The organism is Paenibacillus oryzisoli (assembly GCF_001653565.1).
Classification (GTDB): Bacteria; Bacillota; Bacilli; order Paenibacillales; family NBRC-103111; genus Paenibacillus_E; species Paenibacillus_E oryzisoli.
In genome coordinates this window covers 12,788-39,264 of record NZ_LYPB01000037.1, presented here as the reverse complement: position 1 = coordinate 39,264, position 26,477 = coordinate 12,788, and the positions used below count along the sequence as shown (strand labels likewise).

At 44.9% G+C, this 26,477-nt stretch carries 19 protein-coding genes; 15 read left to right on the top strand and 4 right to left on the bottom strand.

From position 1 onward, the window contains the following. Positions 1-88: 88 nt before the first annotated feature. From A8708_RS01270 to A8708_RS01215, 13 genes are all read left to right on the top strand, one after another. Entirely contained in the window at positions 89-1,180 is a 1,092-nt protein-coding gene (locus A8708_RS01270; RefSeq protein ID WP_068661728.1) for a galactose ABC transporter substrate-binding protein, read from the top strand. 147 nt (positions 1,181-1,327) lie between these two features. After that, positions 1,328-2,845: a sugar ABC transporter ATP-binding protein gene (locus A8708_RS01265; protein WP_068661727.1), complete on the top strand. Its 1,518-nt coding sequence runs from the start codon at positions 1,328-1,330 to the stop codon at positions 2,843-2,845. Between the two features lie 18 nt (positions 2,846-2,863). Further along, positions 2,864-3,895, top strand: coding sequence for a galactose/methyl galactoside ABC transporter permease MglC (gene mglC / locus A8708_RS01260; RefSeq protein ID WP_068661726.1), 1,032 nt, complete (start codon positions 2,864-2,866; stop codon positions 3,893-3,895). An 85-nt stretch (positions 3,896-3,980) separates the two neighbouring features. Further along, complete coding sequence (locus A8708_RS01255; protein ID WP_167355841.1) at positions 3,981-5,765, top strand: methyl-accepting chemotaxis protein; 1,785 nt, start codon at positions 3,981-3,983, stop codon at positions 5,763-5,765. A gap of 703 nt (positions 5,766-6,468) precedes the next feature. Then, on the top strand, positions 6,469-8,097 hold the full coding sequence (locus A8708_RS01250) for an ABC-three component system protein (RefSeq protein ID WP_239696484.1): 1,629 nt from the start codon (positions 6,469-6,471) through the stop codon (positions 8,095-8,097). Positions 8,098-8,099: 2 nt separating this feature from the next. Continuing rightward, positions 8,100-8,675 carry an ABC-three component system middle component 1 gene (locus tag A8708_RS01245; RefSeq protein ID WP_068661724.1) on the top strand — a complete coding sequence of 192 codons (576 nt, stop codon included), beginning with the start codon at positions 8,100-8,102 and terminating at the stop codon, positions 8,673-8,675. Then, entirely contained in the window at positions 8,665-11,514 is a 2,850-nt protein-coding gene (locus tag A8708_RS01240) for an AAA family ATPase (RefSeq protein ID WP_068661723.1), read from the top strand. Before A8708_RS01245 ends, A8708_RS01240 begins: the two co-directional genes overlap by 11 nt. A gap of 502 nt (positions 11,515-12,016) precedes the next feature. After that, positions 12,017-13,399: a hypothetical protein gene (locus tag A8708_RS01235; RefSeq protein WP_068661722.1), complete on the top strand. Its 1,383-nt coding sequence runs from the start codon at positions 12,017-12,019 to the stop codon at positions 13,397-13,399. 144 nt (positions 13,400-13,543) lie between these two features. Continuing rightward, a complete protein-coding gene (locus tag A8708_RS37025) occupies positions 13,544-13,765 on the top strand; it encodes a helix-turn-helix domain-containing protein (RefSeq protein ID WP_082927199.1) in 222 nt (73 codons plus the stop codon). A gap of 184 nt (positions 13,766-13,949) precedes the next feature. After that, complete coding sequence (locus A8708_RS01230) at positions 13,950-14,801, top strand: hypothetical protein (RefSeq protein WP_068661721.1); 852 nt, start codon at positions 13,950-13,952, stop codon at positions 14,799-14,801. 257 nt (positions 14,802-15,058) lie between these two features. Continuing rightward, positions 15,059-15,799: a hypothetical protein gene (locus A8708_RS01225; RefSeq protein WP_068661720.1), complete on the top strand. Its 741-nt coding sequence runs from the start codon at positions 15,059-15,061 to the stop codon at positions 15,797-15,799. 16 nt (positions 15,800-15,815) lie between these two features. After that, positions 15,816-17,501 carry a vWA domain-containing protein gene (locus tag A8708_RS01220; protein WP_068661719.1) on the top strand — a complete coding sequence of 562 codons (1,686 nt, stop codon included), beginning with the start codon at positions 15,816-15,818 and terminating at the stop codon, positions 17,499-17,501. 30 nt (positions 17,502-17,531) lie between these two features. Then, the gene (locus A8708_RS01215) at positions 17,532-18,671 is read left to right on the top strand and encodes a toxic anion resistance protein (protein WP_068661718.1); all 1,140 of its coding nucleotides are present in this window, start codon (positions 17,532-17,534) and stop codon (positions 18,669-18,671) included. 280 nt (positions 18,672-18,951) lie between these two features. Here the strand turns inward: A8708_RS01215 and A8708_RS01210 are convergent, their stop codons facing one another. The 4 genes from A8708_RS01210 to A8708_RS01195 are packed head-to-tail and all read right to left on the bottom strand — an operon-like array spanning position 18,952 to position 22,880. After that, entirely contained in the window at positions 18,952-19,416 is a 465-nt protein-coding gene (locus A8708_RS01210; protein WP_028557558.1) for a RidA family protein, read from the bottom strand. Between the two features lie 47 nt (positions 19,417-19,463). Next, complete coding sequence (locus A8708_RS01205; RefSeq protein WP_068661717.1) at positions 19,464-21,068, bottom strand: N-acyl-D-amino-acid deacylase family protein; 1,605 nt, start codon at positions 21,066-21,068, stop codon at positions 19,464-19,466. A gap of 37 nt (positions 21,069-21,105) precedes the next feature. After that, positions 21,106-22,215, bottom strand: a complete 1,110-nt coding sequence (locus tag A8708_RS01200; protein ID WP_068661716.1) for an alanine racemase — start codon at positions 22,213-22,215, stop codon at positions 21,106-21,108. Continuing rightward, on the bottom strand, positions 22,212-22,880 hold the full coding sequence (locus tag A8708_RS01195; protein ID WP_068661715.1) for a helix-turn-helix transcriptional regulator: 669 nt from the start codon (positions 22,878-22,880) through the stop codon (positions 22,212-22,214). Before A8708_RS01195 ends, A8708_RS01200 begins: the two co-directional genes overlap by 4 nt. 205 nt (positions 22,881-23,085) lie before the next feature. Here A8708_RS01195 and A8708_RS01190 point away from each other — a divergent pair, with 205 nt between their 5' ends. Together A8708_RS01190 and A8708_RS01185 are read left to right on the top strand one after the other, a co-directional pair. Further along, positions 23,086-24,882, top strand: a complete 1,797-nt coding sequence (locus tag A8708_RS01190; protein ID WP_068661714.1) for a sensor histidine kinase — start codon at positions 23,086-23,088, stop codon at positions 24,880-24,882. After that, positions 24,879-26,432, top strand: a complete 1,554-nt coding sequence (locus A8708_RS01185) for a response regulator (RefSeq protein ID WP_068661713.1) — start codon at positions 24,879-24,881, stop codon at positions 26,430-26,432. The genes A8708_RS01190 and A8708_RS01185 overlap by 4 nt, the downstream gene beginning before the upstream one ends. The last annotated feature ends 45 nt before the right edge of the window (positions 26,433-26,477 follow it).

The window sequence follows — 26,477 nt, the reverse complement described above, 5'->3', positions numbered from 1 at the left end:
AGACATGAGGATATTGCATTTGTTTATGCCCTTTGAACCATTATAGTAAGGAATGTAAACAAACAATACACCTTTTAGGGAGGGTCTTATCTTGAAAAAATTACTTACACTTGCCGTAGCAGGCGCGCTAGTTGCAACCGTTGCAGGTTGTGGAAATAAAACAGAAACACCAGCAGCAAGCACAGCTCCAGCAGCTTCCACAGGTGCAGCAGCAACTGCAGCGGCAACGACAGCTCCAGCAGCAGGCAAAAAACCAACAATCGGTGTTGCGATCTATAAATTTGACGATACGTTCATGTCCGGCGTTCGTGCAGCCATTTCAGATGCAGCGAAAGATAAAGCGACTGTTGATATCGTAGACAGCCAAAACTCCCAACCAACACAAAACGATAAAGTTGACCTCTTCATCACGAAAAAAGTAAATGCACTTGCTATCAACGCCGTTGACCGTACAGCAGCTGGCGTTATCATCGATAAAGCCAAAACAGCAAACATTCCAGTTGTCTTCTTGAACCGTGAGCCGCTTGATACGGACATGAAGAAATGGGATAAAGTTTACTATGTTGGCGCTAAAGCTGAGCAATCCGGAACCATGGAAGGCCAACTATTGGTAGACTACTTCAAAGCTCACCCAGAAGCTGACAAAAACAAAGACGGTAAAATCCAATACGTTATGCTTAAAGGCGAGCCAGGACACCAAGATGCTGAGCTTCGTACGAAGTTCTCCATTCAAGCTATCACGGATTCCGGTATGGGTGTAGAAAAAGTTGCAGAAGATACAGCGATGTGGGATCGCGTTAAAGGTCAAGAGAAAATGGCAGCATTCCTAGCTTCCAGCGAAAGCAAAATCGAAGCTGTTCTCGCGAACAACGATGACATGGCGCTTGGTGCAATCGAAGCTTTGAAAGCAAAAGGCTATTTCAAAGACAACAAATTCCTTCCAGTCGTTGGTGTAGATGCAACAGCTCCAGCGCTACAAGCACTAAGTGATGGAACGCTTCTAGGAACAGTTCTCAACGATGCGAAAAACCAAGGTGCGGCAACAACTAGCGTAGCAACAGCACTTGCTAATGGTTTAGTGCCAAGCAAAGAAACGACTGGTTACGATATCACTGACGGTAAATACGTGTGGATTTCCTACAAAAAAATCACAAAAGCGAACATGAACGAAGCGAAGTAATTGTGAGAAAGGGCAAGAGAGGCGATAACTAAGCAACAATCGCGCTTTTGCCTTCCTTTTTTGGAAACCCGTGAAGATAAAGAGAAATAGGCTTCGAATAAAGGCTTCACTTTGTGGGGATTATCGTGAGCTGTAGGGGGAGTTACCATGACTGTACATGACTATTTATTGGAAATGAATCAAATCTCCAAAGAGTTCCCCGGCGTCAAAGCGCTGGATAATGTCACCCTCAAAGTTCGCCCAGGAAGCGTACATGCGCTGATGGGAGAGAACGGAGCGGGTAAATCGACGCTCATGAAATGCTTATTCGGCATTTACAAGCCTGATGGTGGAGAAATTAAGCTGAACGGTGAATTAGCTTCGATTACGAACTCCAAAGATGCACTAGCGAACGGCATTTCCATGATTCATCAAGAGCTTCACCCTGTTCCACATCGCAATGTGATGGAGAACATCTGGTTAGGCAGATTTCCGCTAAAAGGGATCGGACCTTTGAAATTAGTGGACCACAAGAAAATGCGTACAGATACAGAGAGTTTGTTCAAACAACTCCAAATGGACATTAAGCCGGATACACTGGTCGGTACCTTATCGGTATCCAAAGTGCAATCCATTGAAATCGCGAAGGCTGTTTCTTTCAATTCGAAAGTCATTGTTATGGATGAGCCGACTTCATCGCTTACGGGTAACGAAGTTGAGCAGTTGTTTCGCATCATTCGCGATCTGAAGAGCCGCGGTGTTTCGATCATCTATATTTCACATAAAATGGAAGAGATTCTGGAAATCTCGGACGAAGTTACGATTATGCGCGATGGCACCAAAATTGGGACATGGGCATCTTCCGAGCTTACGACAGATATGATCATCTCGAAGATGGTTGGACGTGATCTGAAAGAGCGTTTCCCTGAGCGCAGTAATGTGCCAAATGGCGTATTGATGAAGGTAGAGGACCTAACTTCGGTCGTTCCTAAATCATTCAAGAATGTGTCTTTTGAGCTGAAAAAGGGTGAGATTCTCGGTGTTGGCGGCCTTGTTGGGGCACAGCGGACGGAGTTGATTGAATCCTTGTTCGGGATGAGAGGTATTGCTTCAGGAAGCATTTCCATTCACGGCAAACCTGTCAGGTTGAAATCGCCGATGGATGCGATCAAGCAGAAGATTGCCCTGCTGACAGAAGAACGCCGCGTAACAGGTATTTTCCCTGTGCTATCGGTTTTGGAGAACACGGTCATTGCCAATTTGGGACGGTACATGAATCCATTAGGCTTCATTCAGGAAGCCAAACGTAAAGAAGAAGTTAAGCAAAGTATTGAAATGCTACGCGTGAAGACGCCAAATATGCATGCGCTGATTAAGAACTTGTCTGGTGGTAATCAGCAAAAGGTTTTGCTGGCCAGATGGTTGTTAACCGAACCTGATGTCCTTCTTCTCGATGAACCGACTCGGGGAATTGACGTAGGAGCGAAATTTGAGATTTACTCCATCATTGCTGACCTTGCGAAGCAGGGGAAAAGTATTATCATGATCTCTTCTGAAATGCCCGAGCTTCTAGGGATGTCAGACCGAATTATGGTTATGTGTGAGGGACGTCTTACGGGCATTGTAGAAGGAAAAAAAGCAACAGAAGAAGAGATTATGCGCCTTGCTGCACAGCATATGGCATAATGGAGGGGGCCTAGAACCATGACTACCAAAACAGAAACATTGAAATCTAGAGACTTTAGCGGGTTCATTACCAAATACGCCATCTACATCGTACTAGTTGTTCTAGTCATTGGGATCGCGATTTATGATCCACGCTTTCTATCCGTAAGTATCCTACGCGATATTTTATTGCAGTCTTCCACACGCGTCATTATCGCGTTGGGAGCAGCGTTCATTCTAATTACAGGCGGAACGGATTTATCCGCAGGGCGAATTGTCGGATTATCGGCGGTTATCTCCGCATCTATGCTGCAAACGCAAGATTATGGCAGAAGATTTTTCCCAGACCTGCCGCACCTGAACTTAGCTATTCCAATCATCATCGCGATCATCGCGGGTCTTGTGATTGGACTTATTAACGGGATTGTCGTTGCTAAGCTTCGCGTTCCTCCATTCATTGCAACACTAGGTACGATGGTAGCCGTATACGGTGCGAACTCTCTGTACTTCGATATGAAGCCGAATCAATCACAACCGATTGGTGGTCTACGTCCTGATTTCAGTAACTTAGGAACAGGTTCCATTGGTTCAAGTGCAACGTACTCGATACCCTACATTGTAATATTTGCGCTTGTTGTGTCCGTCATTGTATGGATTGTATTTAATAAAACAAAGCTTGGCAAATACATGTACGCTATCGGTGGTAACATTCATGCTGCTGTCGTTTCAGGAATTAACGTAAACCGTTACTTGATCTACATCTATGGTATTGCTGGTGCACTTTACGGACTTGCTGGGGTATTGGAAGCAGCGAGAACGGGTGGAGCAACGAACAACTACGGCAACATGTACGAGCTTGATGCGATCGCGGCTTGCGTTGTCGGCGGTGTATCCACTTCAGGTGGTATCGGTACGGTACCAGGCGTTCTTGCAGGGGTATTAATTTTCAGCGTTATCAACTACGGGTTGACGTTCATCGGAATTAGCCCATACTGGCAGTTGATTATCAAAGGTGTGATCATCGTTGCAGCGGTAGCGTTTGATATGCGGAAATATATGAATTCGAAGTAAGCTTAAGAGGCTGTCGACATGATCGGCAGCTTTTTATAGTGGAGAGACATGAAAGCGGTTACGAATGGATGAGGGGAGTAGAACAATGCGTACAAATGGCAATAAAACAGACAGCGAACCAGACAGAGAACCAGACAGAGAACCAGACATTGCTACTGACAGGAAAAAGAAACGGCTCTTATTTATGTCTCTGCAAACGAAGCTGGTGGGAGCTTTTGTTCTCGTTTCTTTACTGGTAGGGATTACGAGCGGGTTGTCTTACATGTATATAAAAAAAGTCGATAATTCCTACACCGAGCTGTTCGATACGAATGTGAGATTGCTTCAGGAAGTTGCAGAAATCAAAGAGAAAACACAGATGCAAACAAGCTTATTATTTGGATATGTACTGGATTCGACGAAAGAAAGAGAAAAGCGTTTAATGGATATGAATGCGGAGCTTGCAGGTATCATAGCGAAAATGCGTGATGCAGGTGGATATGAAGAAAAGAAATCCGCGGTCCAGGCAATGCTGGAAGCTAATCAAACCTTTGCTAGACTAGCTCAGAAGGTTGTTGCTTATGGCGAAAAAGGGGATGCGTCCTTGGCTAAGGCGGAAGCCATGCAGTGGGCGATTCCAACAACGGAAACCTTGACGCAAGGGGCGGCTAAAATAGAAGAACTCGAGGCAGGCATTCAAACCGAGGCGGCTTTGCGAAATCATGAGACCATATCATCGACCATAAGGACGTTGATTTGGGTGAGTGGAGCGGCGTTAGTCGTTGCGCTGGTGGTAGGGCTTTGGGTTTCGCGTTCTATTGTAGCGCCAGTGCGCGCCATGGTAAGAGCGTCAGAGCGAATCGCGAATTGCGATTTATCCGTTGGCGATATTGCGGTAAACAGCCGCGATGAGCTGCAGGATTTGGCTATAGCTTTCAATCAGATGAAAGGTAATCTGCAGGGGTTGATTTGCCAAGTAGGCAGTAGCAGCGAGCAAGTTGCTGCGGCTTCGGAAGAGCTTAGTGCGAATGCCAATCAGGTTAGTGAGCTTTCCGAGCGGATCACGGGAACGATTCAAATCATTTCGCAAGGCACGGATGCACAAGTAGGTAGTGTACATCAAGGTGTGGCCATCATGGAGGAAATGTCAGCAGCAGTTACGCAGATTGCTAGTGTCACGCAGACAGCGAATAAGCAATCTCTGTTTGCGCAGCAGGAGGCAGGGGAAGGCACGTCCGCGATAGAGACTGCGATGGGGCAAATGAAAGCTATCCATCGGAAGATGGATGAATTGGCAGTCTCGGTCGATCGACTAAGCGGCCGCTCGGAGAAAATCGTCGGCGCGAATGCGATGATCGCAGGTATTGCGCGGCAGACGAATATGCTGGCGCTCAATGCTTCGATTGAGGCGGCACGTGCAGGAGCCGCTGGCAAGGGGTTTGCCGTGGTTGCGGAAGAAGTCCGCAAGCTGTCCATGCAGACCGGCGCAGCGGCGGAGGAAGTGGCTTCTCTCGTCACGAGTATCCAGGAGGAGACGAGGGACGTTATACGCTCCACCGAGGCGGGCAGCCGCGAGGTGGAGACGGGGCTTGAGGTCGTCGGCGAAGCGGGAGCGACGTTCCGGCGCATCCGTTCGGCGATGGACGAGGTCGCCCGGCAGATCGAGGAAGTGGCGGGGAGCTCGGAGGCGATCTCCGAGAAGACGCACGTCGCCGTTCGCGTGATCCGCGCCATCGACGAGGTGGCGGGGCAGATGGCTGCAGGCGCGAAGAACGTCTCCGCCAACATCGAGGGGCAGTACGCGAGCATGGAGGAGATCGTCTCCTCCGCGACGGTGCTCAGCTCCATGGCTGCGGAGCTGCAGGGGTTGATTGGGCGGTTTCGGGTGTGAGGTGGAAAACCATCCATGTTTTTACTTATGTAGTATAATTATAATAATTAAAAAGGTGATGGAGAGAACCCCTGAATGGTTTCGTAGTTAATACGCAACCATTCAGGGGTTCTTGCATGAGCTTTAGCGTGGATCAAAAACGGCAGGCTTAAATAGCTCTGTTGCTGATACCTCCCAAAGGTGAAATCTACTAATAGGGTCAAATATTTTATTATTTGAAATTATAGGATGTTTTTACGAGATTATATCCATAATGTGACTAATTTAATAATATTATATATTTAATATACTGACCAATTTAAACATGAAAAGCCATTTTCATATTTTATTTGGTCAGTCTTTAATTGTCATTTGTCTGTTCTTTCGACATGGATTCGATTTAAAATGCTACTTATTTATGGCTTTACATAGGAAAATATACCCATCTAATGTAAAATGGTAGCATACATAGAGTACAACTAGGTATGGCAGGAAAGATGTTGTTGTTCCTCGTAGATACTTAGTACCTCTAGGAGTCTTTTCGGCTCTTACAGTCTAATAAGAAGAGAAAGAGTAGATAGAAACAAACTAGAAATGTGAGTTTCTGAACCCATAGCATCTATGAGGATAGTAAAACGTACTACTAAATTATGAAGAGCAAGATGAAGTGTCAAGTAGAAGTTATTAAACTGGTCGGAATGGGAAGGGGGAATTAAACTTGTCGATGCAGATCATATTGAAACAGAGAGACCCAAGTGTCAAAGGTAAGATACTCGTCTTGTTTATTCATGGCCTTGGTGCACCAAGAACATGGGTGGAATCAGGAAGAGATTGGTCACAACTAATCAAGGACGATCCTGAACTTGAAGGTATCGATGTCGGGATTGTCACTTATGACACATCTCACCTTATTAGTGGTCTATTTGGAATCGAAGGCGAATTTGAAATACTTGGGCATCGATTAAGTGTTAGTAAGGATAGTCCCTTATCTATTCAGCTTCTGGCGCAACAGTTAAAAACGATATTGAATGGGTACATGTATAGAAAGTATGAGAAAATTGTAGTTGCTGGTCATAGCATGGGTGGATTAATTGGTAAGCGCTTTATTTTGAACGAATATTTGCACCGCAATGATCAATTGAACCGCATTGGTGGTTTCATTAGCTACGCGACACCGTATAACGGATCCAAGTTTGCGCAATTTCATCATATTATAAAACGATTCCAGAAACATACACAAATAGAAGAGCTTCGTTCTAACTGTGAATTTCTCGATGATATGAACAGATGCTTTGCTGACGCTCATCAGAAACTGAATAGTTTATTCCCGTCTATATACTGCTTTGGCGTTAAAGATGATGTAGTGGAACAAGGGAGTGCAGTACCAAATATGGGGCATTCCAGCACCTATTTACAAGCGCAAGTTCTTCCTGGTGACCATGGTTCGATCCTCGACGTTCCGCATGGTCACCAGACAACCAATTACGATTTACTTAAAGGCCTGCTTCTTGATGTGCTCGATACCTTCGATCCCCCAACTTTTGGTTTTCGATCAGTCCATTCAAATCAGGATTCAGAACGATTAGACGAGTCAGTATCTCCAACAGTGCATACAGAAACAGTAAAAGGCCAAGTTGTTCAACAGCTTGAAGGGCATCGGCAAGTGTTGGAGAGTGTCTTTATCAACCGTTTCAGAGATGAGGATCAGATTCGGACTAGATTAATCGGCTCCATGAACGAAGTATTTCAAAAACTAGAAGCCATGGATGACAAAAAAATGAAGCAGTTTCTTAGTCTATACCACTACACCAACCACCAACCGCCCAGCGGTAATTCCGGACTGCGGGAGTTGTGGGAGTTGCTTGCATTGGTCCATCTTGTATACCCTGATTGGAATTTTACAGATCCAAATGAAGTGATTCAACTCCCGAATCTTCAGTTGGATTCAGAAAGGTGGGTTCGTATTCTCTTCTCACAGGACAAAGAGACAATGCCCGAGCTAGTAATTGGTTTTATCGCCAAATTATATAATAGTTCTCTTCGCCCCTTTCTACTTAGTAGTGGTGGGGAGGAACTCTTTCCATATCGGTTGTTGCTGGAGAATATTAATTCAGAATCCCTAACTTCTAACAACCCTGAAAATTTGTGCGAGCACTGCAATTCCAGTAGACAGGCTGACTTCTCCAAAATATTGCTTCAATTTGGTCAAAGTACGCATTCTCGTATTTTCGATGGTCTGGAGCCAAATAAGTTATCTGGTACGGTTAGTATTAGTTGTTCCTCTTGCTTGCGGCAAGTTAGGCAAGAGAGTAACTATACGGAAATATGCAAAAAACTAAGGAAGGTGATCTAATTATGAGTGAAATCTTAATCCACTATTTTGATTGCCAGAAAGGTCTACAGAAGCTATCTGACCTGCGAATTCGTCATATCGATGAACTGTACTTCTCAGCGCAGCAAATTTATGGTATCTCATGCTATGAATCAGAGTCCCAAATGGCGAAACAGTGGGAGCGAGCAGCTTATCAATTTGCTTACCGGGTGCAAAACCAAATGCCTCGAGAGCTTGATGATCTTCGGTGGGACATGTATTTGGTCCTATACGTAGATGAGATAATTAGTAATGAGTTGAAAAAGCGAATTGAGTCGAACCGATTCTTTTTTCGCAAAATTGTCCTTACACATGCTGATTTAGAACGACTCTCTGAAAAGCTACCGTTAGGCTTCTCCATAAATGTACAGGACCAATGGCCAGAGCGTCTTTGGTTCGATGACCGTCATTTTTTAATGCAATGGCAGGCATGTGTGAAAGGTTCTACAAGGGAAAGGTTGGATCAAGCTCTGTTTCAAAGGGGAAACAACTCAGCAGAAAGTCTAATTCAGGCCTTATGCTTACCTAACCTAGCGGAGGTGCTGGGAGATGAGAATTAATGCAATTACAATTGAAGCTTTCCGCGGTTTTCAAGAAGAGAGAACATTTAAATTTCCAGACACAAACATTATTATCCTGCACGGACCTAATGGCTACGGTAAAACATCTTTTTTTGATGCTATCGAGTGGGGACTTACTGGGACGATATACCGCTACGAAGAAGATTCGGAAAGAAAAGCATATCAGTACATTGGAAATCATTTTGCAAACGGTAGACCTCCTAGAGTCACTATTGAGCTGAGCAATGCAATAACGAAATTAAAAGTAACTCGAACAGGGGGAGGCTACCAGTCGATCCGATCAGGTGAAGATACAAGCTATCTTAAGGTCGAAGTCAATGGGAAGAGTTTAGAGGATGATACGGCAGAACAGGTGCTAAAACTATTGCTTGTCCATAAAGAGTGGCTAGAACGTGTGGATGTGAACAAGAGCCTATTTCTTACTCATTTGCTGTGCCAAGAGAGAATGAATGGGATTTTGAGGGGAATGAAGGAGAAAGACCGTTATCACGCCGTCTCTCGTATTTTCGGAACAGAGCAGTTCAGCATCTATCGTGACATTGTACATAAGGCGAAGATGGAACTTGAAGTGAGGCGGGACGAATTTCAACGTAAGTTAGATTCATTGAAGGCGGATGAAGTAGCATTAGAAAAGAGATTACAGGAGCTCAAGGTTGAACTATCCGATGTATCTAATCTGTCACGTCATTCGCAATGGCAAACGACCCTTCAACACTTTCAAGAAGAATTCGAACCATTGACTTCCACTAGTGAGCCACGCGAAATCAAAGAGTGGGTTCATGAAGCGGAGTTACAGTCTGGAAGACTTGAGATGGAGCGAAGCAAATTGGATAATTTCGCGTTCAGGGAGCTAGAGTTAGCGAAGTCTGCCCTTGCATATTTAAAGGTCAAACAGCCTCAGTTAAACCAGTGGAAGCATCAGTACCAACTTGGTAATTATCTAAAGGATGCAAAGTCCAAGGTAGAGCAATTACAGCAATTATTAACTGACACAGATTTGTATCAAGAGACTGAACAGATAACGTGTCAGAAAGTTCAACAAGCCGATGAATTGCTAGTTCAAGCACTACGAACTAGGAGCACTGCTGATCAATTAGATAAAGCACTGGATAACGTAACAGGCTCAATTGATAATGCAAGACTCGTTCAAAACTATGGTGGTTTGAGTGGAGCTTTCGCCATGAATTACCCGTCTTTGGAAGAGGTTGCCCGCGTTGAACTGTTTGAAGCACTCCAACAACTTGAGGTTCAATGGAAATCACTTAAAGTGTGTGAGAAAAATTTCAGGGAGGCTGAACTGATCCACTCTCAGCATTCCGCATTAGTTCAACAATTGGTACAGCATGAAGAGAAGCATCAAGCGTTTCTTAAACATGTTATGCAGTTTGCTGTAGAGCAGCCGGAATTAGAGCATTGCCCAGCTTGCGGGACGGAGGGGATTCATGCTAATCATTTGCAGCAATATGCAAGATTTCAATTGGATCGCATTCATCCGGAGCTAGCTCCTGCTAAGATGAGGGAATTAGACTTAGACCAAATTAAGCAGGCTAGTGAGTCTCATCTACTAGTTACACAAAAGAATTGGATTAGCGCAGAGAGAACTCTCCGTGATTTGTTACTGAAATGGCGGCAACAGCATGGAAGCCTGCTTGCGCAAGAGACAGCAGTGAGAGCAAAGCGTAATGAGCTACTTGAAGATATACAACAGATTAGCCTAAGGCAAGAGAACTACAAGCAGCGAGCGGAAGTACTCGAAATCAATGTAATGCAATTTGATCTGAAGGAGCGGATTTCGAGTAGTCTTCATAATTTCAAGCAGCAAATGGAAGGTTTACGGGACATGTTAGAAGCTGTTTCCTCATCATTTACTGTCAAGCCGCTTCACGATCAAAATCAAGATATCCAACATCTGAGTAAAGAAATACTTATATGGATAGGGAGGTTGACCTCGGTTGGTATTGTCATAGCGGACAGTCTAGAAGCCGATTGGCAGGCTATTGAGGAGAAATTGGAATCAAAAACTATTGCACTGCAGGATAATATTCAGGAGAATGCTCGTCGTCATGCGATACCGAAGCAATTACTTAAAGTATACAGGACGGACAAGTATTTAGAACTTTTCGAGGAGTTACAACAGCATATTGCATCCAAGCAGAAGGTTATCCAACGAGTCGAGGACGGGTTACGTTCGTTGAAAGAAACGTTCGATACGCTCAAAGATGCTGAAATCACCGTTCCTGACGCCATTAATGCATTGACAGAAAGAGTAATGGACCAAATGTTCGACACAATGCGAGCGATTTTTGTCCGAATCAACTCGCATCCTTTGTTCACAGACATTGATTACGACACGGACAAAAAATATAATAATAACCGACTTTTTTTAAAGGTTATGACGGGTGGGGATTCACCGCTCGGTCCACAGGAAGCAAATCCTTCTTACATATTTAGTGCCGCACAAGTTAATGCGACAGCCATATCATTTTTCCTTGCAATGTCTTTAACCCAAGCATGGTCTCCTTTACAGTTTGTTGCAATGGATGATCCGGTCCAAAGTATGGATGATTTGAATGTTACCGCGTTAATTGACTTGATTCGCGACCTAGCAAACCCTGTGCAGCAAAATCATAAGCAATTTATTATTTCGACACATGATTCGACATTTTACGAGCTTATGCGCAAAAAGTTCAGAGTTTTAAATGTTGGGATTGTTGAGTATGATTCGTATTCAGAGGCTGGCCCTACTTATAAACAGTATTTAATCGAGGCACAAGAACACAAATCGATTGCAATTTTCGCCAAAAGTTTAACGAATTAGCTTTTATAATAGCCTTCTACAAAAAAAACGTTCTTTTATGAGGGGAGAATAATAGATGCGATATTAATGTACAAAATTAACTCAATACAAATTAGCAGTTTCTAGTTGGATAATGGTAAGAATAAGAATTTCATTAAAATTAATTGGATGTTAATGGAATGTTGTGTGCTGTGAATAAAAAAGAAATTATTAATATTCAGGTACATCATTTGTCAAATATACTAGTTTTTTAGAAAACTTACTCATTTAGTAGGTTAACAAAGAAAAGTATCTATTTATGTAACTGACATAATGCAGTACTTCCATGGAATATTTTTTGAATATTTACTTTATCTGATGCTTCTGTACTACCTATTCTCGAAGCGCATAGTTATGATGTAACCATATGTGCCGGTATATCTTGTGAAATTTTAGTATACATTCTACATGTGATGATATTGTAGAATAATAGAAATAGGTGGCTGGAAATATTTAAACTATAAGCAGGAAGGGGAAAATGAGAATGCCTACAATGGCAAACTCTCTTATACCAGCTCCAAAAGACTGGAATGAATTCGAAGAAATAGTTGCTAGCTGCTTACGGATACGATGGAAGAATAAAAATATAAGCAGGATTGGAAGAAGCGGACAAGCTCAACATGGGGTTGATATATATGGAAATGATGACTCAGGAAGAAGAGCTGGTGTGCAGTGTAAACTGACTGAAGGAAATTTGAATCTAAATATTATTGTTGATGAGGTTTTAAAATCAGAAGAATTCTTACCCAATCTTGATATATATTACATAGCAACAACTGCAAGGAGAGATGCTAAACTTCAGGAGAAAATACATTTATTATCAGAAGAACGCAAGACGATGCATAAGTTTACTATTCAGCTACTATTTTGGGAAGATCTCATTCAAGATTTAACTACAGATCTTCCCGAACTAAACAAGCACTATCCAGAAATAAGTTTTAAAAACAGGAATAACGAAGATAATAAGAAAGCTCACATAAGTAAGAAATCTTTTATTTTATTTCTAGTAGTCCTCTTAATTGTTTTAGTATACCTTATAGCGCCTGCAGACATTACATCTGCGTTATCGTCTAGTAGTTTCATCTTATTTGAGCATAAGTGGGGCTTAATTCTATTCTTTATTTTTCTTGCCTTTGTAGTAACAGTATTAAGAATTAGCGATTCAAAGTTTACTGAAGAAAGAGAAGAGCATTACCGACCAAAGCAAATTGTATCAAGAGAAAAACAACCTATTACAACTACAGTATATGACAGTGATATTTTAGATAATAGGAAATGGAAGGTCTTACGAGAAATAAGTATTCGAAATTCTACTGAATATGAAATTAAAGGTATTTCAGGTAAGGTCACTTTTTATGATAATGATTATAAGGTAGATGAAGTTTATTTTAAAGAAGACATAATTCCGCCACGTAAAGGCATAAGAATCGAAAAGTTAATCGAGCAGAAAAAGCAAGGAAATTGGGATGAGTTTCATACTGAGATTATTATTATGGAGCATGACGGAAAAGTAGCAAAAAACGTAAAAGTGTTTGGCATACATTTAATCCGAACTTATTTTTTTATACTTAATAGGTATAATTATATTAGAATTTTTGGTAAACGTATTCTGCCTTACGAAATTACTTGGCTTAGGATGAAAAGTAGGGATATGTGGCACAGGTTAATGTTCATGCCATTTAGTTGGAGTGCAACAGATGGGTTGAATAAAGGTCTGTTTTGGATTCGGATAAAAAGACGGATTATGCAGGTAGCAATAATTCTTCTCTTAGTATGTTGTGTAGCATATGCTACTGGGAGTTTTTTTATTGTGATTGTTAAATTAGTAGTGTTCTGGTATAAATCAATTAATTTAATACTGAAATAGGAGCCAAGCTAGCAGTATCCCGAGTAGAATTTTATGAAGATAAATAAGGGGACCCTGAGTCTTTGTGGTTTACATATGCGAATTTCAGTTAAATAAAATAGGGTCATGTTTTCACGCAAAGGAAGGTTTTCATTCTGTTGAACCATTTATGCAAAGAAACACAGAAGTCCCCTAGCTGGGTTAACTCAAATCGAAGTTGCGAAAAAGGTTGGTCTTTCTCAAGCACAGATTGCACGTTTAGAAAACAGTTCGCAAATTCCGCGAGTAGACACGTTGATTAAAGTAGCGATAGCCCTTGGAATGCAAGTTCAACTAAGTGAAACCGATGAACATGCAATTGCTGGAAACCAAGTGGTACATGTCTAATCAACTATTGGTAGCGGAGAGTTAGAGAATGATCACATATTTTATATCTATAATTTTACATATATGATATATTGTAGTTAATCAAATGGCGGTGAAGCACACCCCTGACTAGTAAGCGTAGATGATACGCCTACTGGTCAGGGGTTTTTGCATTCATTTGCCGAAACAAGGAGGAAGCAGAAAGGTGAGACAAGCATTGCTATATGAAACACCAAAAGAGTTCGCATGTATGATGATGAGGCATTTAGAAGAGAGTTTAGGTACGCTAGTCCAGCAGAAGGACCCAGTAAATAATCCGCTTTTGTTAAGTGTTATGAAGGAAGAAGAGGAGGAACTAGTAGTCAGTCTTCACGGTGTATTCCAAACCTATCACAATACAGGCGACATCAATGCAGCAATTACTTACTTGAATGGGATTATAGGAGCTACGGCGTATTGTCGCAACGAAGATGAAGCCATGAGACTGGATTCTTCGTATATTTATCCAATACTGAGGGACGCTCGGTTTGTAGAAGAAGCGGGTAAAGGACTACATATGGTCGCAGATGAGATTATACCAGGTATGTGTGTTCTATTTCTTGAGATTAAGACGGAGCACAACAAAATTGTGACCAGGAGTTTGTTAGAAGCAAATCCAAAGCTAACCGAGGAGAAGGTAAAGCGAATCGGATACCGGAATTTAAGGGCAGAGGGTTGGATACATCCAAGCTTAGAGCTGTTAAGTCCAGCTAGGAAGACTTGTACGGTTGATGTATTTACAGATAATCCCTTTCCATTTGAGTGTCAATTTCTGAACCCAGACTGGATACAGGCTCACATGCCAGAGAGTTTCCTCATCGCCTTCACGAATCGCAAACAGACACTCGTCATGCGTTCAACAGAGACAATCGATTCGGAGGGGGCTGCCGCTAGGTTAGCGAAGCAATCAAAGTTTACGGATATTGTTCGCAGAAGTTATGTAGTGATGCCTCAGCCAGTATCCGACCACATATATTGGGTACAGAAGGGAACATTTCATTTATTGAATATAGCTTAGCTGAGTGTCGAACAGGGCTGTCCTCAAGTAGTCGTATCTACTTCGTGGGACAGCCTTTGTCATTTTAGCGAGAATAAAATGGCTCAAGGACATCTTTCCTTCCACTTTGAACAGCAGAAAGCAGATATGTCCTATATGTCCTGCATATAATGCAATATCAGCATACTTCGTGCGATAGTAAACGAAACAGACGGATATTTCCTTGTGATCAGGGTGAGTTGGATTAGAAATTACGAAGAGAGGAGAGAGTTCCTTTGATGGAAGCTGCACGTAAAATAACGAAATTAATTGTGCTAACGAGCGGGGTTGCTTTGTTTGATATTGTTATGCTTTCACCGGGATTTCTAGGGATAGGTATCGGACACAGCGCACTAGAAACGGCATTCACCGTATCCATTCTGCTCGGAAGTACGCTCCTATTACTATTTGGCATTTACAGCATAGTTATGAAGTCAAATCTACGACTCCCTATCAAACAGATGAAGAGCCCTGAAGATCTGGAGGGGGCCCTGAAACAATTCAAAGGAATTAAATCCCTTGCACAGGAAATTGCGCTTGGCTTGCATCAATTGGAGCGAATGCGTAAGAAACAAGAGACGATACGAAGTGTCCTCACCCAGAGGTTTGAACCGAGCGGACTTAGCTTTCAGAAATTTGCTTCTACGACGCGAGAGGTTGAGAAGTTATTTTTTCACAATATACGGAGTATGATAAACCGTCTCCATGTGTTCGATGAAGAAGAGTTCCAAAGCATCACTAAACAGTCAACGAGCCAGTTATCTCCCGAGTTTTTGCAAGAAAAAAGAACTGTATATAAGGCACATATGTCGTTTGTTAAATCTTCTCTACATATTAATGAAGAAATTTTGCTCAAATTGGATAGGTTGCTGCTAGAAATTTCTCAACTGGATAGCATGGCGAATGGCGATATCGGGCAAATGCCTGGCATGCAAGAGATTGATGCCTTGATCAAGCAAACACAATTCTACAAACCGTAGAGGTGGTGCTCCTAACATGAATAAAACGAAGTTCTTCTTCATATCGCTGCTTATCGTCATTATTGTATTTATCGGTGTGTATGCGGGCGTTTCTTTTACAGCTAACTTGGGTAAATCCCAAAATCAAGTGACAGCGGAGAGTGCAGCTAAGCAATTGAACAAGGTGTATGACAAGATCTCCGTGGTGAATGGAACACCCGTCAAAGGACAGATTGATATTAATCCAGCCGATGTCGCTTCATCGCTGCCTGATATTTCGAAATTTCCAATCACAGTGAATAATACGACAGATTATTTCGTAGAAATTTTCTCCTCTACAGAGAAGTCGGGCAGCGGGGTGGATGGTTGGTTAACGGATGTAGCGAATGAATTTAATAAAGCGCAGATTATGGTTAACGGGAAGACGGCCTCTGTGAAAATTCGTAATATTGCTTCTGGAACGGCGACGGACTATATCAAGTCAGGTAAATATGTGCCGGATGCGTTCACGCCTTCCAACGAGTTATGGGGAGAGATGATCAAGTCGGGCGGTCCGAAAATACAACTAGTCACCAAAAGTCTGGTAGGGAATGTTCCTGGCATTGTGATCGCGAAGAAAAAATATGATGCCCTCGTGGCCAAATACGGCTCCATTAATGTGAATACCGTGACGCAAGCTATTTCAAATAATGAATTTGCTATGGGCTATACGGACCCTTTTGCGAGTTCAACCGGTCTTAATTTCCTCGTAACAGCTTTAAGCACATGGGATAATAGAAATCCAATTAGTGAGAAGGCCGTTCAAGAATTTGAGAAATTCCAAACCAACGTACCGTTTATCGCATCTACAACTATACAAATGCGAGACGCTGCGAAATCGGGGATGTTGGATGGTTTTGTATTGGAATACCAGACATTCCAGAATGCGGCAGAGCTTACGAATGACTATGTATTTACACCTTTTGGATATAGGCACGACAGCCCGCTCTATGCCCTTGGTGATTTGCCCCTCGTGAAACTTGATGTAATTAAGCGATTTGCTGAATTTGTTGGGGGGGCGAAATATCAACAAGCAGCTAAGGATAAAGGGTTTAATGGGCTAGACAATTACAAGAGTGAGCTCTCTGCGATAGATGGCAATACACTTTCAACTGCTCAGAAGGTTTGGAAGGAAAAGAAAAATGGAAGCAAGCCGATTGCCGCTGTTTTTGTGACGGATGTATCAGGCAGCATGGATGGTAAACCGCTTAGTCGATTGAAAGAATCCCTGCTCAAAGGTCAGAAGTACCTGGGCAAGGAAAATAGAATTGGTCTTGTATCCTATTCGAACGGGGTGACGATCAATCTCCCCATTGCCAAGTATGATACGAATCAACAATCACTGTTTGTGGGCACTGTGGGTACGCTCCAGGCAGGTGGAGGCACAGCTACGTTCGATGCCATTGCGGTTGCTATGAAAATGCTGGAGGACTACATGGTAGGGGATCCGAATGTGAAACCGATTATCTTCGTACTGAGTGATGGAGAAACCAATGCAGGACATTCCTTGAAGGACATTCGAGGCTTGATCGAGACATTGCAGATTCCCATCTATACGATTGGATATAATGCCGATATTGCGGCACTTCAGAGCATTTCGAGTATTAACGAGGCAGCAAGTATCAATGCAGACACGGATGATGTTGTTTATAAAATAAGTAATCTACTTAACGTCCAGATGTAGGATTAATTTACCTTATGAGGGGGAATTCGAATGTCTTTTTCGTTGGAGATTGCTGGCGATGAGGTGCTCAAAGCCGTTGTTGAGGAACAAGTGAAGCCTGTGGCCGAGGAAGTTGTAAAGCTGAAAGCACAAGCAGAACAGAATGTGCAGACGATCATGGAGATCGATCTCGATTCGCTGGAGAAACGCAAAAATATTCTAGCTGCGGTAGAAAACTTCGGCATTGAAACGATGCGAGCATCCTCTCAGAAAAATGCTTTGCTCCAAGTGACAATAGGGCAGCTATCGAGGGCTGGTGATGAGGGGGGGATTGTGGCTAAGGGACTCGGGGAGCTGCAACTTCAAATGAAAGACCTCGATCCTAGCGGGATCGACTTCGTCAAACGCGGGTTTCTAGGGAAGTTTTTTAATCCGCTGCGCTCCTACTTCCATCAGTTTGATAAGGCAGATATGGTCATTGCCGAGATTATCGAAACGCTGAATAAAGGGAAGTTAGGGCTCAAGGATGACAATACAACACTTCTTCTCGAACAGCATGCGCTGCGGGATCTTACCAAAAAACTTCGTAAAGAAATCCAATTGGTTTCCTATATGGATGAATCGATTGAAGCCCAGATCGCGCTTGCCAAAGCTCGAAATGATGATCCGGAGAAGATCCAATTCATAACGGAAGAGGTGCTTTTTCCACTTCGTCAGAGGACGCTCGATATGCAAGCGATGATGGCAGTCAATCAGCAGGGCTTTATCACCTTTGAAGTCGTTATAAGGAATAATAAGGAACTTATCCGCGGTGTGGATCGTGCAAGTACAGTAACGGTTGCAGCTCTGCGAGTTGCTGTTACGGCGGCAAGTGCCCTAGCAAATCAGAGGGTGGTGCTAAAGCAACTGAATGCTTTGTATAACACGACCAATACGTTCATTGAACATACAGGGCAGATGTTGAAGCAGCAAGGTGTGGAAATTCAAAAAGGTGCGATTGAAGCCAGCATTTCAGCAGATTCGCTCAAAAAAGCTTTCGCTGACAGCTTTGAAGCCTTGCAGGCGATCAGTACGTATAAGCAAGAAGCGCTGCCCAAAATGCGCGAAACGATTACCCAATTCCGTGAGCTGGCTGAAACGGGAGAGAAGCAGATTCTGCGGTTGGAGAGAGGCGCGGCTGTGGGGTTATAAGCAAAGGAACCTTGGACTTAGTAAAGTCTGAGGTTCCTTTTGTTTTGTTCTATTCTTGAAATGAGATAACTGGATTTCCTGTAGTTAAATCCATAGAATCAGGCTTCAAATGCCGAATAACTGGATTACCTACAGCTATTTTTTGGATGTTTAACTCTTTGAGCAAAATTGGTGATAAATAACTACCTATTTTCCATTTAAATCAAAAATTTGCGGAATTTCCTTCTAAATAGCTGTACATTTTCCAGTTAATTAGTTTTGACTGCTGGTCAAAGGTTTTCTAATCGCGAATCTCAACGATTAGTTCGATTTCCACAGGTGTGTGGAAAGGCAGGTCGCTCGTTCCGATCGCGGAGCGGGCATGTTTGCCGTTTTCGCCAAAGATCTCAACAAGCAGGTTGGATGCACCGTTGATGACGTATGGTTGGTCGCCGAAACCGGATTCGCTGTTGACGAAGCCAAGCATTTTGACGATTTTGACAACGCGGTCTAAATCGCCAAGATACCCTTTCATTACCGCTAAGCAGTTGATGATCGTCTGACGAGCTGCCTCTTGGCCTTGCTCGATCGTGACTTCGCGGCCGAGTTTACCTTCATACATAAGTTCACCGTTGATACGGCAATCTTGACCGGACAAGTAGATCAGGTTCCCTGTTTGATTACATGGAATATATGTGAAACGCGGTTCTGGTGAAGGGGGAAGCGTGATACCAAGCTCTTGCAAACGTTGTTCAATAACGGACATGTGAATGACCTCCAAGTCAAAGTTAAGTTTAGGTTTTATTAGAAAATTTAGTGCTTGCAGCAATGCTGTGCGCGAATGAAGCTGCCTTCCCGCGCATGCGTGTGTTGACCACCGGTCAACGAAAGGGCGCCATTCACGACGACATGCGAGATACCGTCTGGATACTGCCGCGGATTCTCGAATGTCGCATGATCCTGAATGGTATCCGGATTGAACACCGCCACATCCGCGATGTAGCCAGGAACAATTAGCCCTCGCTTGCCCAGCTTGAAGCGCTGAACAGGGAACGATGTCACTTTGCGCACCGCCTGCTCCAGAGTCAAAATACGATTCTCCCGAACATATTTCGCGAATACGCGAGGGAATGTCCCATATAAGCGAGGGTGCGGCTTACCGGTATCACAAGTGAGACTATCAGACGCGATGAGTGATTTATCATAAGCAACAACTTGCTTCACATCTTCGTCAGACATATGGAAGTAGACGATGGAGATACGGCCTTCTTCTTCCAAAAGGAGATCCATCATACATTCCGCTGGCTCCTGCCCGCGAATTTCGCTGATCTCGGCAAGGTGCTTGCCTTCGAGGTGGCGATTGCGCTCCGTGTGCATGGCGGAGAGGAACACACTTTGCCAGCCCGTGGAACAAACCAAGTTGTCCCACGTCGTCTGTTCGTGGCTCAATTCATCGCGAACACGGGCACGAAGCGAAGGATCACGCAGCACTTCAAGCGCACTTTCGATTCCGCCTTCGAGAACCCAAGGGGGAAGAATCGTCGTTAAGCTGGTGGAGCCTGCATTATAGGGGTACACATCACAAGTGACGTCCATGCCACGTGAGCGTGCATCTTCAATGAGCTCCAGCGCATCGTTGATTTGCCCCCAGTTGCGTTTGCCGGCAGCTTTGAGATGAGAGATATGCAGCGAAACCCCGGCCTTTTCCGCAATCCAGATGACTTCCTTGACGGAAGGCAACAAATTGTTTCCCTCACCGCGAATGTGCGTAGAGAACAGGCCGTTATACTTCGGTAAAACGGAGCAGAGCTCCGCAATTTCTTCTTTGCTCGTATAACTGCCTGGCGCATAGAGCAGCCCGATCGAGAAGCCAATTGCACCAGCCCGCAGGCCATCTTCCAGCATCACCTTCATCTGTGCGATCTCGGGCCCAGTTGCTGGACGATTGGCGAATCCCATCACCGCGATACGCAGTGCCCCATGTGCCACATAGGTAGCCATATGCTCAGAGGGACGCGAGTTTGCGACAGCTTCCATATACTCGGCAACGGTTTCCCATGGCCATGGCCATTTGGTTTGACCTAACACTGGCTGAACATAACTTTGGAGAAGTTCAGCTTGGGAAGGAACGAAGGGAGCGGGAGCGAGCCCGCAGTTGCCGACGACTTCGGCGGTAACGCCTTGACGCATTTTGATTTCACTGTGCGGATAATCAAAAATCATCAGATCGGAATGGCAATGCCCGTCAATGAAGCCAGGCGAGATCACTTGTTTATTCACATCGATGACCTTCAAGGCATCCTCATGGAGCTGACCGATAGCGACAATTTGGTTGCCTTGGATACCGACATCGCCAGCAAACCAAGGATTACCAGTGCCATCGACGATGCGTCCGTTTTTCAGTAGTAGATCCAACATGATGGGGCACCTCCCAGATTTATTTCAGCTGCTTCAATTATTCGAGCATGCCTCGTGCAAGCACAGGCACGCGATCACATGTATCTTCACGCTGCATCACAACATGATTGTGCAGGTTAACCGTACTGCATATATGATTCGGAATGATGCGCAGCTGGTCGCCGACTTTCAAACCAGCAGCTTGTGCCAGAGGCCCAAGCTCGACCATGCCGTGCTCCTCGGTCATCCGCACGAGCAGTGCATCTTCGAGGCCATGAATATGGCCGAAGCCTCGTAACTGCAAGGGATGTGTGCCTGGCTGCACATCCGTTGCGAAGGTCTTGCTGCCGCCGTCGACGATCGCGAGATCCGCCGAGGGTCGGCTCACGACGGTGACGAGCACGCTGCCGGCACAGTCTTCAAGCTCGCAGACGCCTAGCTGCGCCTGCATCCGGTCTTGATAGACGTAGGTGCCAGGGCGCACCTCCGTCACGCCTGGGACTGCCGCGGCATACAGAGCCGTCGGCGTCGAGCCCACGCTGACATCGGCGATAGCGATGCCAGCGGCTCTAAGGCGGTCGGCCAGCTGTACCATCAGCTGGCCTTCTTCTAGGCCAGCGGCCGCCACGTCGAGCGTGGGCTTGCCAGCAAGCAGCGCGCCGCGGAACGTGTAGATGCCGGTTAGCCGCAGATGCGGCATACCGGCAATCTCCGCAGCCAGCGCGGCGGCCTCTTCATACGGCACACCGGTTCTGCGCAGCCCGGTGTCAATCTCTAACCGCACCTGCAGCGTATGGCCATGCTTGGACGCAGTCTGTTCCATCAGCTTGGCGCCGGCCAAGCTGTCCACGCCAACGATAAGCTCGATCCCTTCGCTGATGCGAATCGCGCGTTCGATCTTGCTCGCGGTTACCAACGGGTACGCGATGAAGATGTTAGCAATTCCATGCGCTGCCATAACCTCGGCCTCTGACACTTTGGCAACAGTGATGCCAACAGCGCCAGCGTCAATTTGTTGCTGAGCGACAGAAGGAAGCTTGTGCGTCTTCGCATGGGGTCTTAACTTCACGCCGCTATGTTGACGAACACGGTCCGCCATAAAGGCAATATTACGTCCCAAAATATCCGTATCGATCAGGAGACAAGGCGTTTCTAGGGAGACCATCATAGGGATTCACTCTCACTTTCTTTCGCGTTACTTTTGCCTTCTTCCAGATGGCTGTACAGCGTGTATTTGGATATGTTGAGATACGTACAAATTTTCTCGCCGCCTTTTTTGATCAGAAAAGCCCCTTTGGCATCGAGAAGCTGAATCATGCGCATCTTATCTTCTTTGGTCATAACAGCAACAGGTTTATCGATGATTTCCTGCGCTTCTTGAATGAGAGCATCGAGGAGATCGCTGACACTCGTGACGAACGATTCCTTCACCTCGGTTTGCTCGCCAGCAGGGTTAATGAGATTCTTCAGTGTTTTCTCAGCGACCATGAGATCCGTGATGTCTGTGTTAATACAGAGAGAACCGATAATTTTGCCCGCTTTATTTTTCATATAAATCGAGCTGGAGCGCAGAATGCGTCCGTCCTTCGTTTGGGTCAAATAGTTGAACTTGTTGCCGTTTACATGATTGCCTCGCAGCAGCTCAAGACCAAGATTCGTGCCAGGATCTCCGATTTTGCGTCCCGTGATATGACCGTTGGCAATAGCGACAATGGTGCTCTCATAGGAACCAGTCAAATCGTGCAGCACAACCTCGCAGTTCTCGCCGAATTGAGCAGCAAGGCCAGTCACCATATCGGTCAGAAATTCAAATTCATCCTGAATGGATTCCATACCAGTTATCCCCCCCTCACAGCTTGTAGGTTATTCTGAGCAAAATGGTAACACAAACTTTTCGAATGTCAAACAAAAAGTTTGTTAGGCTAAAAAAAAGTATGATTTTCCAGGTTCGCTCATGATACTATGGTAAAAAGATCGTGGTATGAGGAATGCTAAGTGTTGCCAGAAGTAGGATCGCTAGATGAATGGAGGATTTCCCATGAAGCGGTGGTTTGCCAAATCACTCAATCGCAAGCTCTCATTGCTCATTTTATTCGCAGTCGTCTTACCCTTACTTACGATGGGAACGGTCTCCTATCGAATTGCAACCTCGGTCACCGAGGATAAAGCGAAGGAGGCAGGGATGAACACCTTGAGGCAGATGACAGATAAGCTTGATTTTGTTATTCAGGACGTAGAGAACATGTCAATCTTCTTGATTGGACAGAGGGATGTTCAGGCCTACCTTGGCAAAGAAGAAAGTGATATTAATCTGTATTCGCAGCTTATTGGGACACTATGGAACTTATCCTATTCCAAAAAGTATATTGCCAACATTACGATTACCCCGAAAAACAGTAATCCTGTGTTATATACAACAACGATTACGAATTCTGGCCTGGCGCCACTTCTGCAACAGTACGAAACAACGAATAAATCGGCTCCCAAATGGTGGTCACCGCTCTATGACATTCAAACCTCTGACGGTTTACGCAAGGTGATTTCACTGGTGAGACCGATTCGGGATTTCTCTCTGTTCAAAGCGTTAGGCACCTTATCCTTTTCCCTAGATCAATCAGAGATTGAGCATTATTTGACGGATGCGGGCTGGGAAACGAGTGGGTTTGTCGTCCTGGTAGATGCGAATAATCGTATTATTGCTGGCGGCGATCGGAAGTGGCTGATGAAGGATATGTCCGAAGTATTCCCCAATCTGCATGGACTTACAGAAACAAGCGGTGTGTCGAATGTGTTGCAAGGCATGCATCCTTATACCGTTCTATACAACGGACTTCCACGCGTGGGCTGGAAATTAGTCGGATTCATTCCGACCGAAATTTATCAAAAGCAAAATGGCTTCGTCCTGACCGTAACGGCTGTTACCATCCTTATTGCACTCTTACTTGCCATGGCGCTGGTCATCTATTTCTTACGATGGGTCACGAACCCGCTCATGAAATTGACCAAATATCTCAAAGATTTGAATCCTGACGAGATGATTCCGACGTTTGAAGTGAGGAGCGTAGATGAAGTCGGCCTGCTCGTTCACAGCTACAATAAGCTCAGTGACCGGATCAGTCGTCTCAAGGATCAAGTTCAGCTGAACGAAGCGATGAAGAAGGAGGCGGATATTATGGCGCTCCAAGCACAGATTAATCCGCACTTTTTATACAACACCTTGTCGTCTATCCATTGGATTGCGTTGATGAACAAAGATCGACAAATTGCCGAGATGGTCGGTGCGCTCAGTGATTTCTTACGCTTTAGCTTAAATAAGGGAGAGGAGTTCTGTGTTGTTCAACAAGAGGTGTCCCACGCACAGAACTATGCGTACATACAAGCGATTCGATTCCCGGATCAGTTCGAGATCGAATTTTTTATTGACCCTGAAATGACGACAAATATCATGTTAAAGCTGCTGCTCCAACCCTTGATAGAGAACAGTTTAATTCACGGCATTCAGAAGAAGAAAACCAAAGGCCACATCTATGTCCACGGCGAGCTGCGGGAGCATGATATGAAATTTGTGGTGGAGGATACGGGCATCGGGATGGATGAAGTGAAGCTCAGAGATATTCATGGGCAGTTGGCTTCGGCTAATCAGAAGCTAGGGATCCGAAGTGAAGCGGATGAAGAGAGGAAGAAAGTTGTGACCAGTTATGGACTTATCAATGTGCATCGCAGGTTACTGCTGCACTATGGCGCGGGTGCGGGTCTTGTGCTGGAGAGTACGCTGGGAACGGGTACCCGCATTACATTCCTGATTCCGAGAGAGAGAGGAGAGTTGTCCCTATGAGAATTCTGATTGTGGATGATGAAGTGATTATTCGTACGGGCTTGTGTACCGTAATTGATTGGAAAGAGCTTGGATTGGAACTGCTGCCTGCCGCTTCATCGGCTGAAGAGGCATTAGAGCGCATTCCGCAGGAGAAGCCACATATTGTGCTGACCGATATCCGGATGTCTGGGATGGATGGTATTGAGCTTGCCCGGGAAATCAAGTTAATTCTACCGGATACGGAGATCGTTATTCTCACGGGATATGATGATTTCAACTATGCTCAGCAGGCTTTACGCGGAGGCGTGACCGATTATTTGCTGAAAACAAGCCGTCCAGAGGAGATCATCAAAGCAGCGTTGAAAGCGCAGCAGAACATCATGGATAAATGGGAGTCGATGAAGCAGGATAACCTTCAACAGGCAGCGCTTCGCTCACAATTGTTGGACAGGGCTTTGAATCGTGGTTTACACGATGATGAAGAAGCGCGTACCCAGTTACATCATTGGTTTCGCAAAAACGGTGTCGACTCCTCCGCGGATGAGGGGGTGGGAATTGCCAGGCAGGTGCTTCTCGTATCCTGTTCGGGTTGGGTGACCTTCGCTAATCTTCTGCAAGGAGCCGCAGAGAATATGTTGTACGAACTTCTCCCTTGTGTGACGCTGATGCAAAAGGACCATTTCGTTATGGTCGTTCGATATGAAGTTGGGGTAACCGATGTCCCAGGGCTACATAAAGCGCTCCAACGAGTTACCGAAACACTGAAATGCACGGTTTTTGCATCGCTGGGACCTGTTGCGTACGATGATGAGGGGCTGCGTGCGTCCTATTGCACCGCGAAGGAAGTGTTCGCCTACCAAGGTCTGTTAGGCCCAAGTGGGCTTTACACCCTGCAAGATATTCAAGATCGAAGCGGGAGCCGGACGGTTTGCTCGGAGAAAGAAGAAACAGAGCTAGCGGCGATTCTAATGAAAGATAACGCGACGGACCTTAGACATTGGGTGAATCTGAAGGTTCGCACACAACTTGAGGATGCCGCGGCTACGCCAATGTCCGTTCAAGGTTATTTACAATCGATCGTGGTAGCAGGCCATCGTTGGTTAGAGAGAGCTAGCACTGCCGAGCAGGATCAGTCGGTACTCAGTGCACTATCCAAGCTAGAAGGCGAAGGCCGTCCTGAAGAGGAGGTGTTCAAGGTGCTCTCAGGGATTATGGGCATATTCCACCAGGGACTCCATCAGAATAAATATGCGTACATCCATAAGGCGATTGCGTACATTCGAGATAATTTACATCAGCCGATTTCGCTTCAGCAAGTGGCTGGTTTCGTCCATATTAATCCTAATCATTTCAGTGAGGTTTTTAAGCGGGAGACCGGGTATACGTATCTAGAGTTCGTGACTCGGGAACGTATGAAGCTGGCAACAGATCTTGTGCAGAGTACGCAATTGAAAGTGAGCGATATTGCAAGGCGCGTGGGTTATGAGGATATCAAATACTTTACGGGGCAGTTCAAAAAGCATACAGGAAGAGCGCCGTCCGAATATCGACAAGGGGGCAAAGACTGAACAATGTCCCCCTTCGCGCCGAAGTCTCTCCCGTACCTCTGTAGA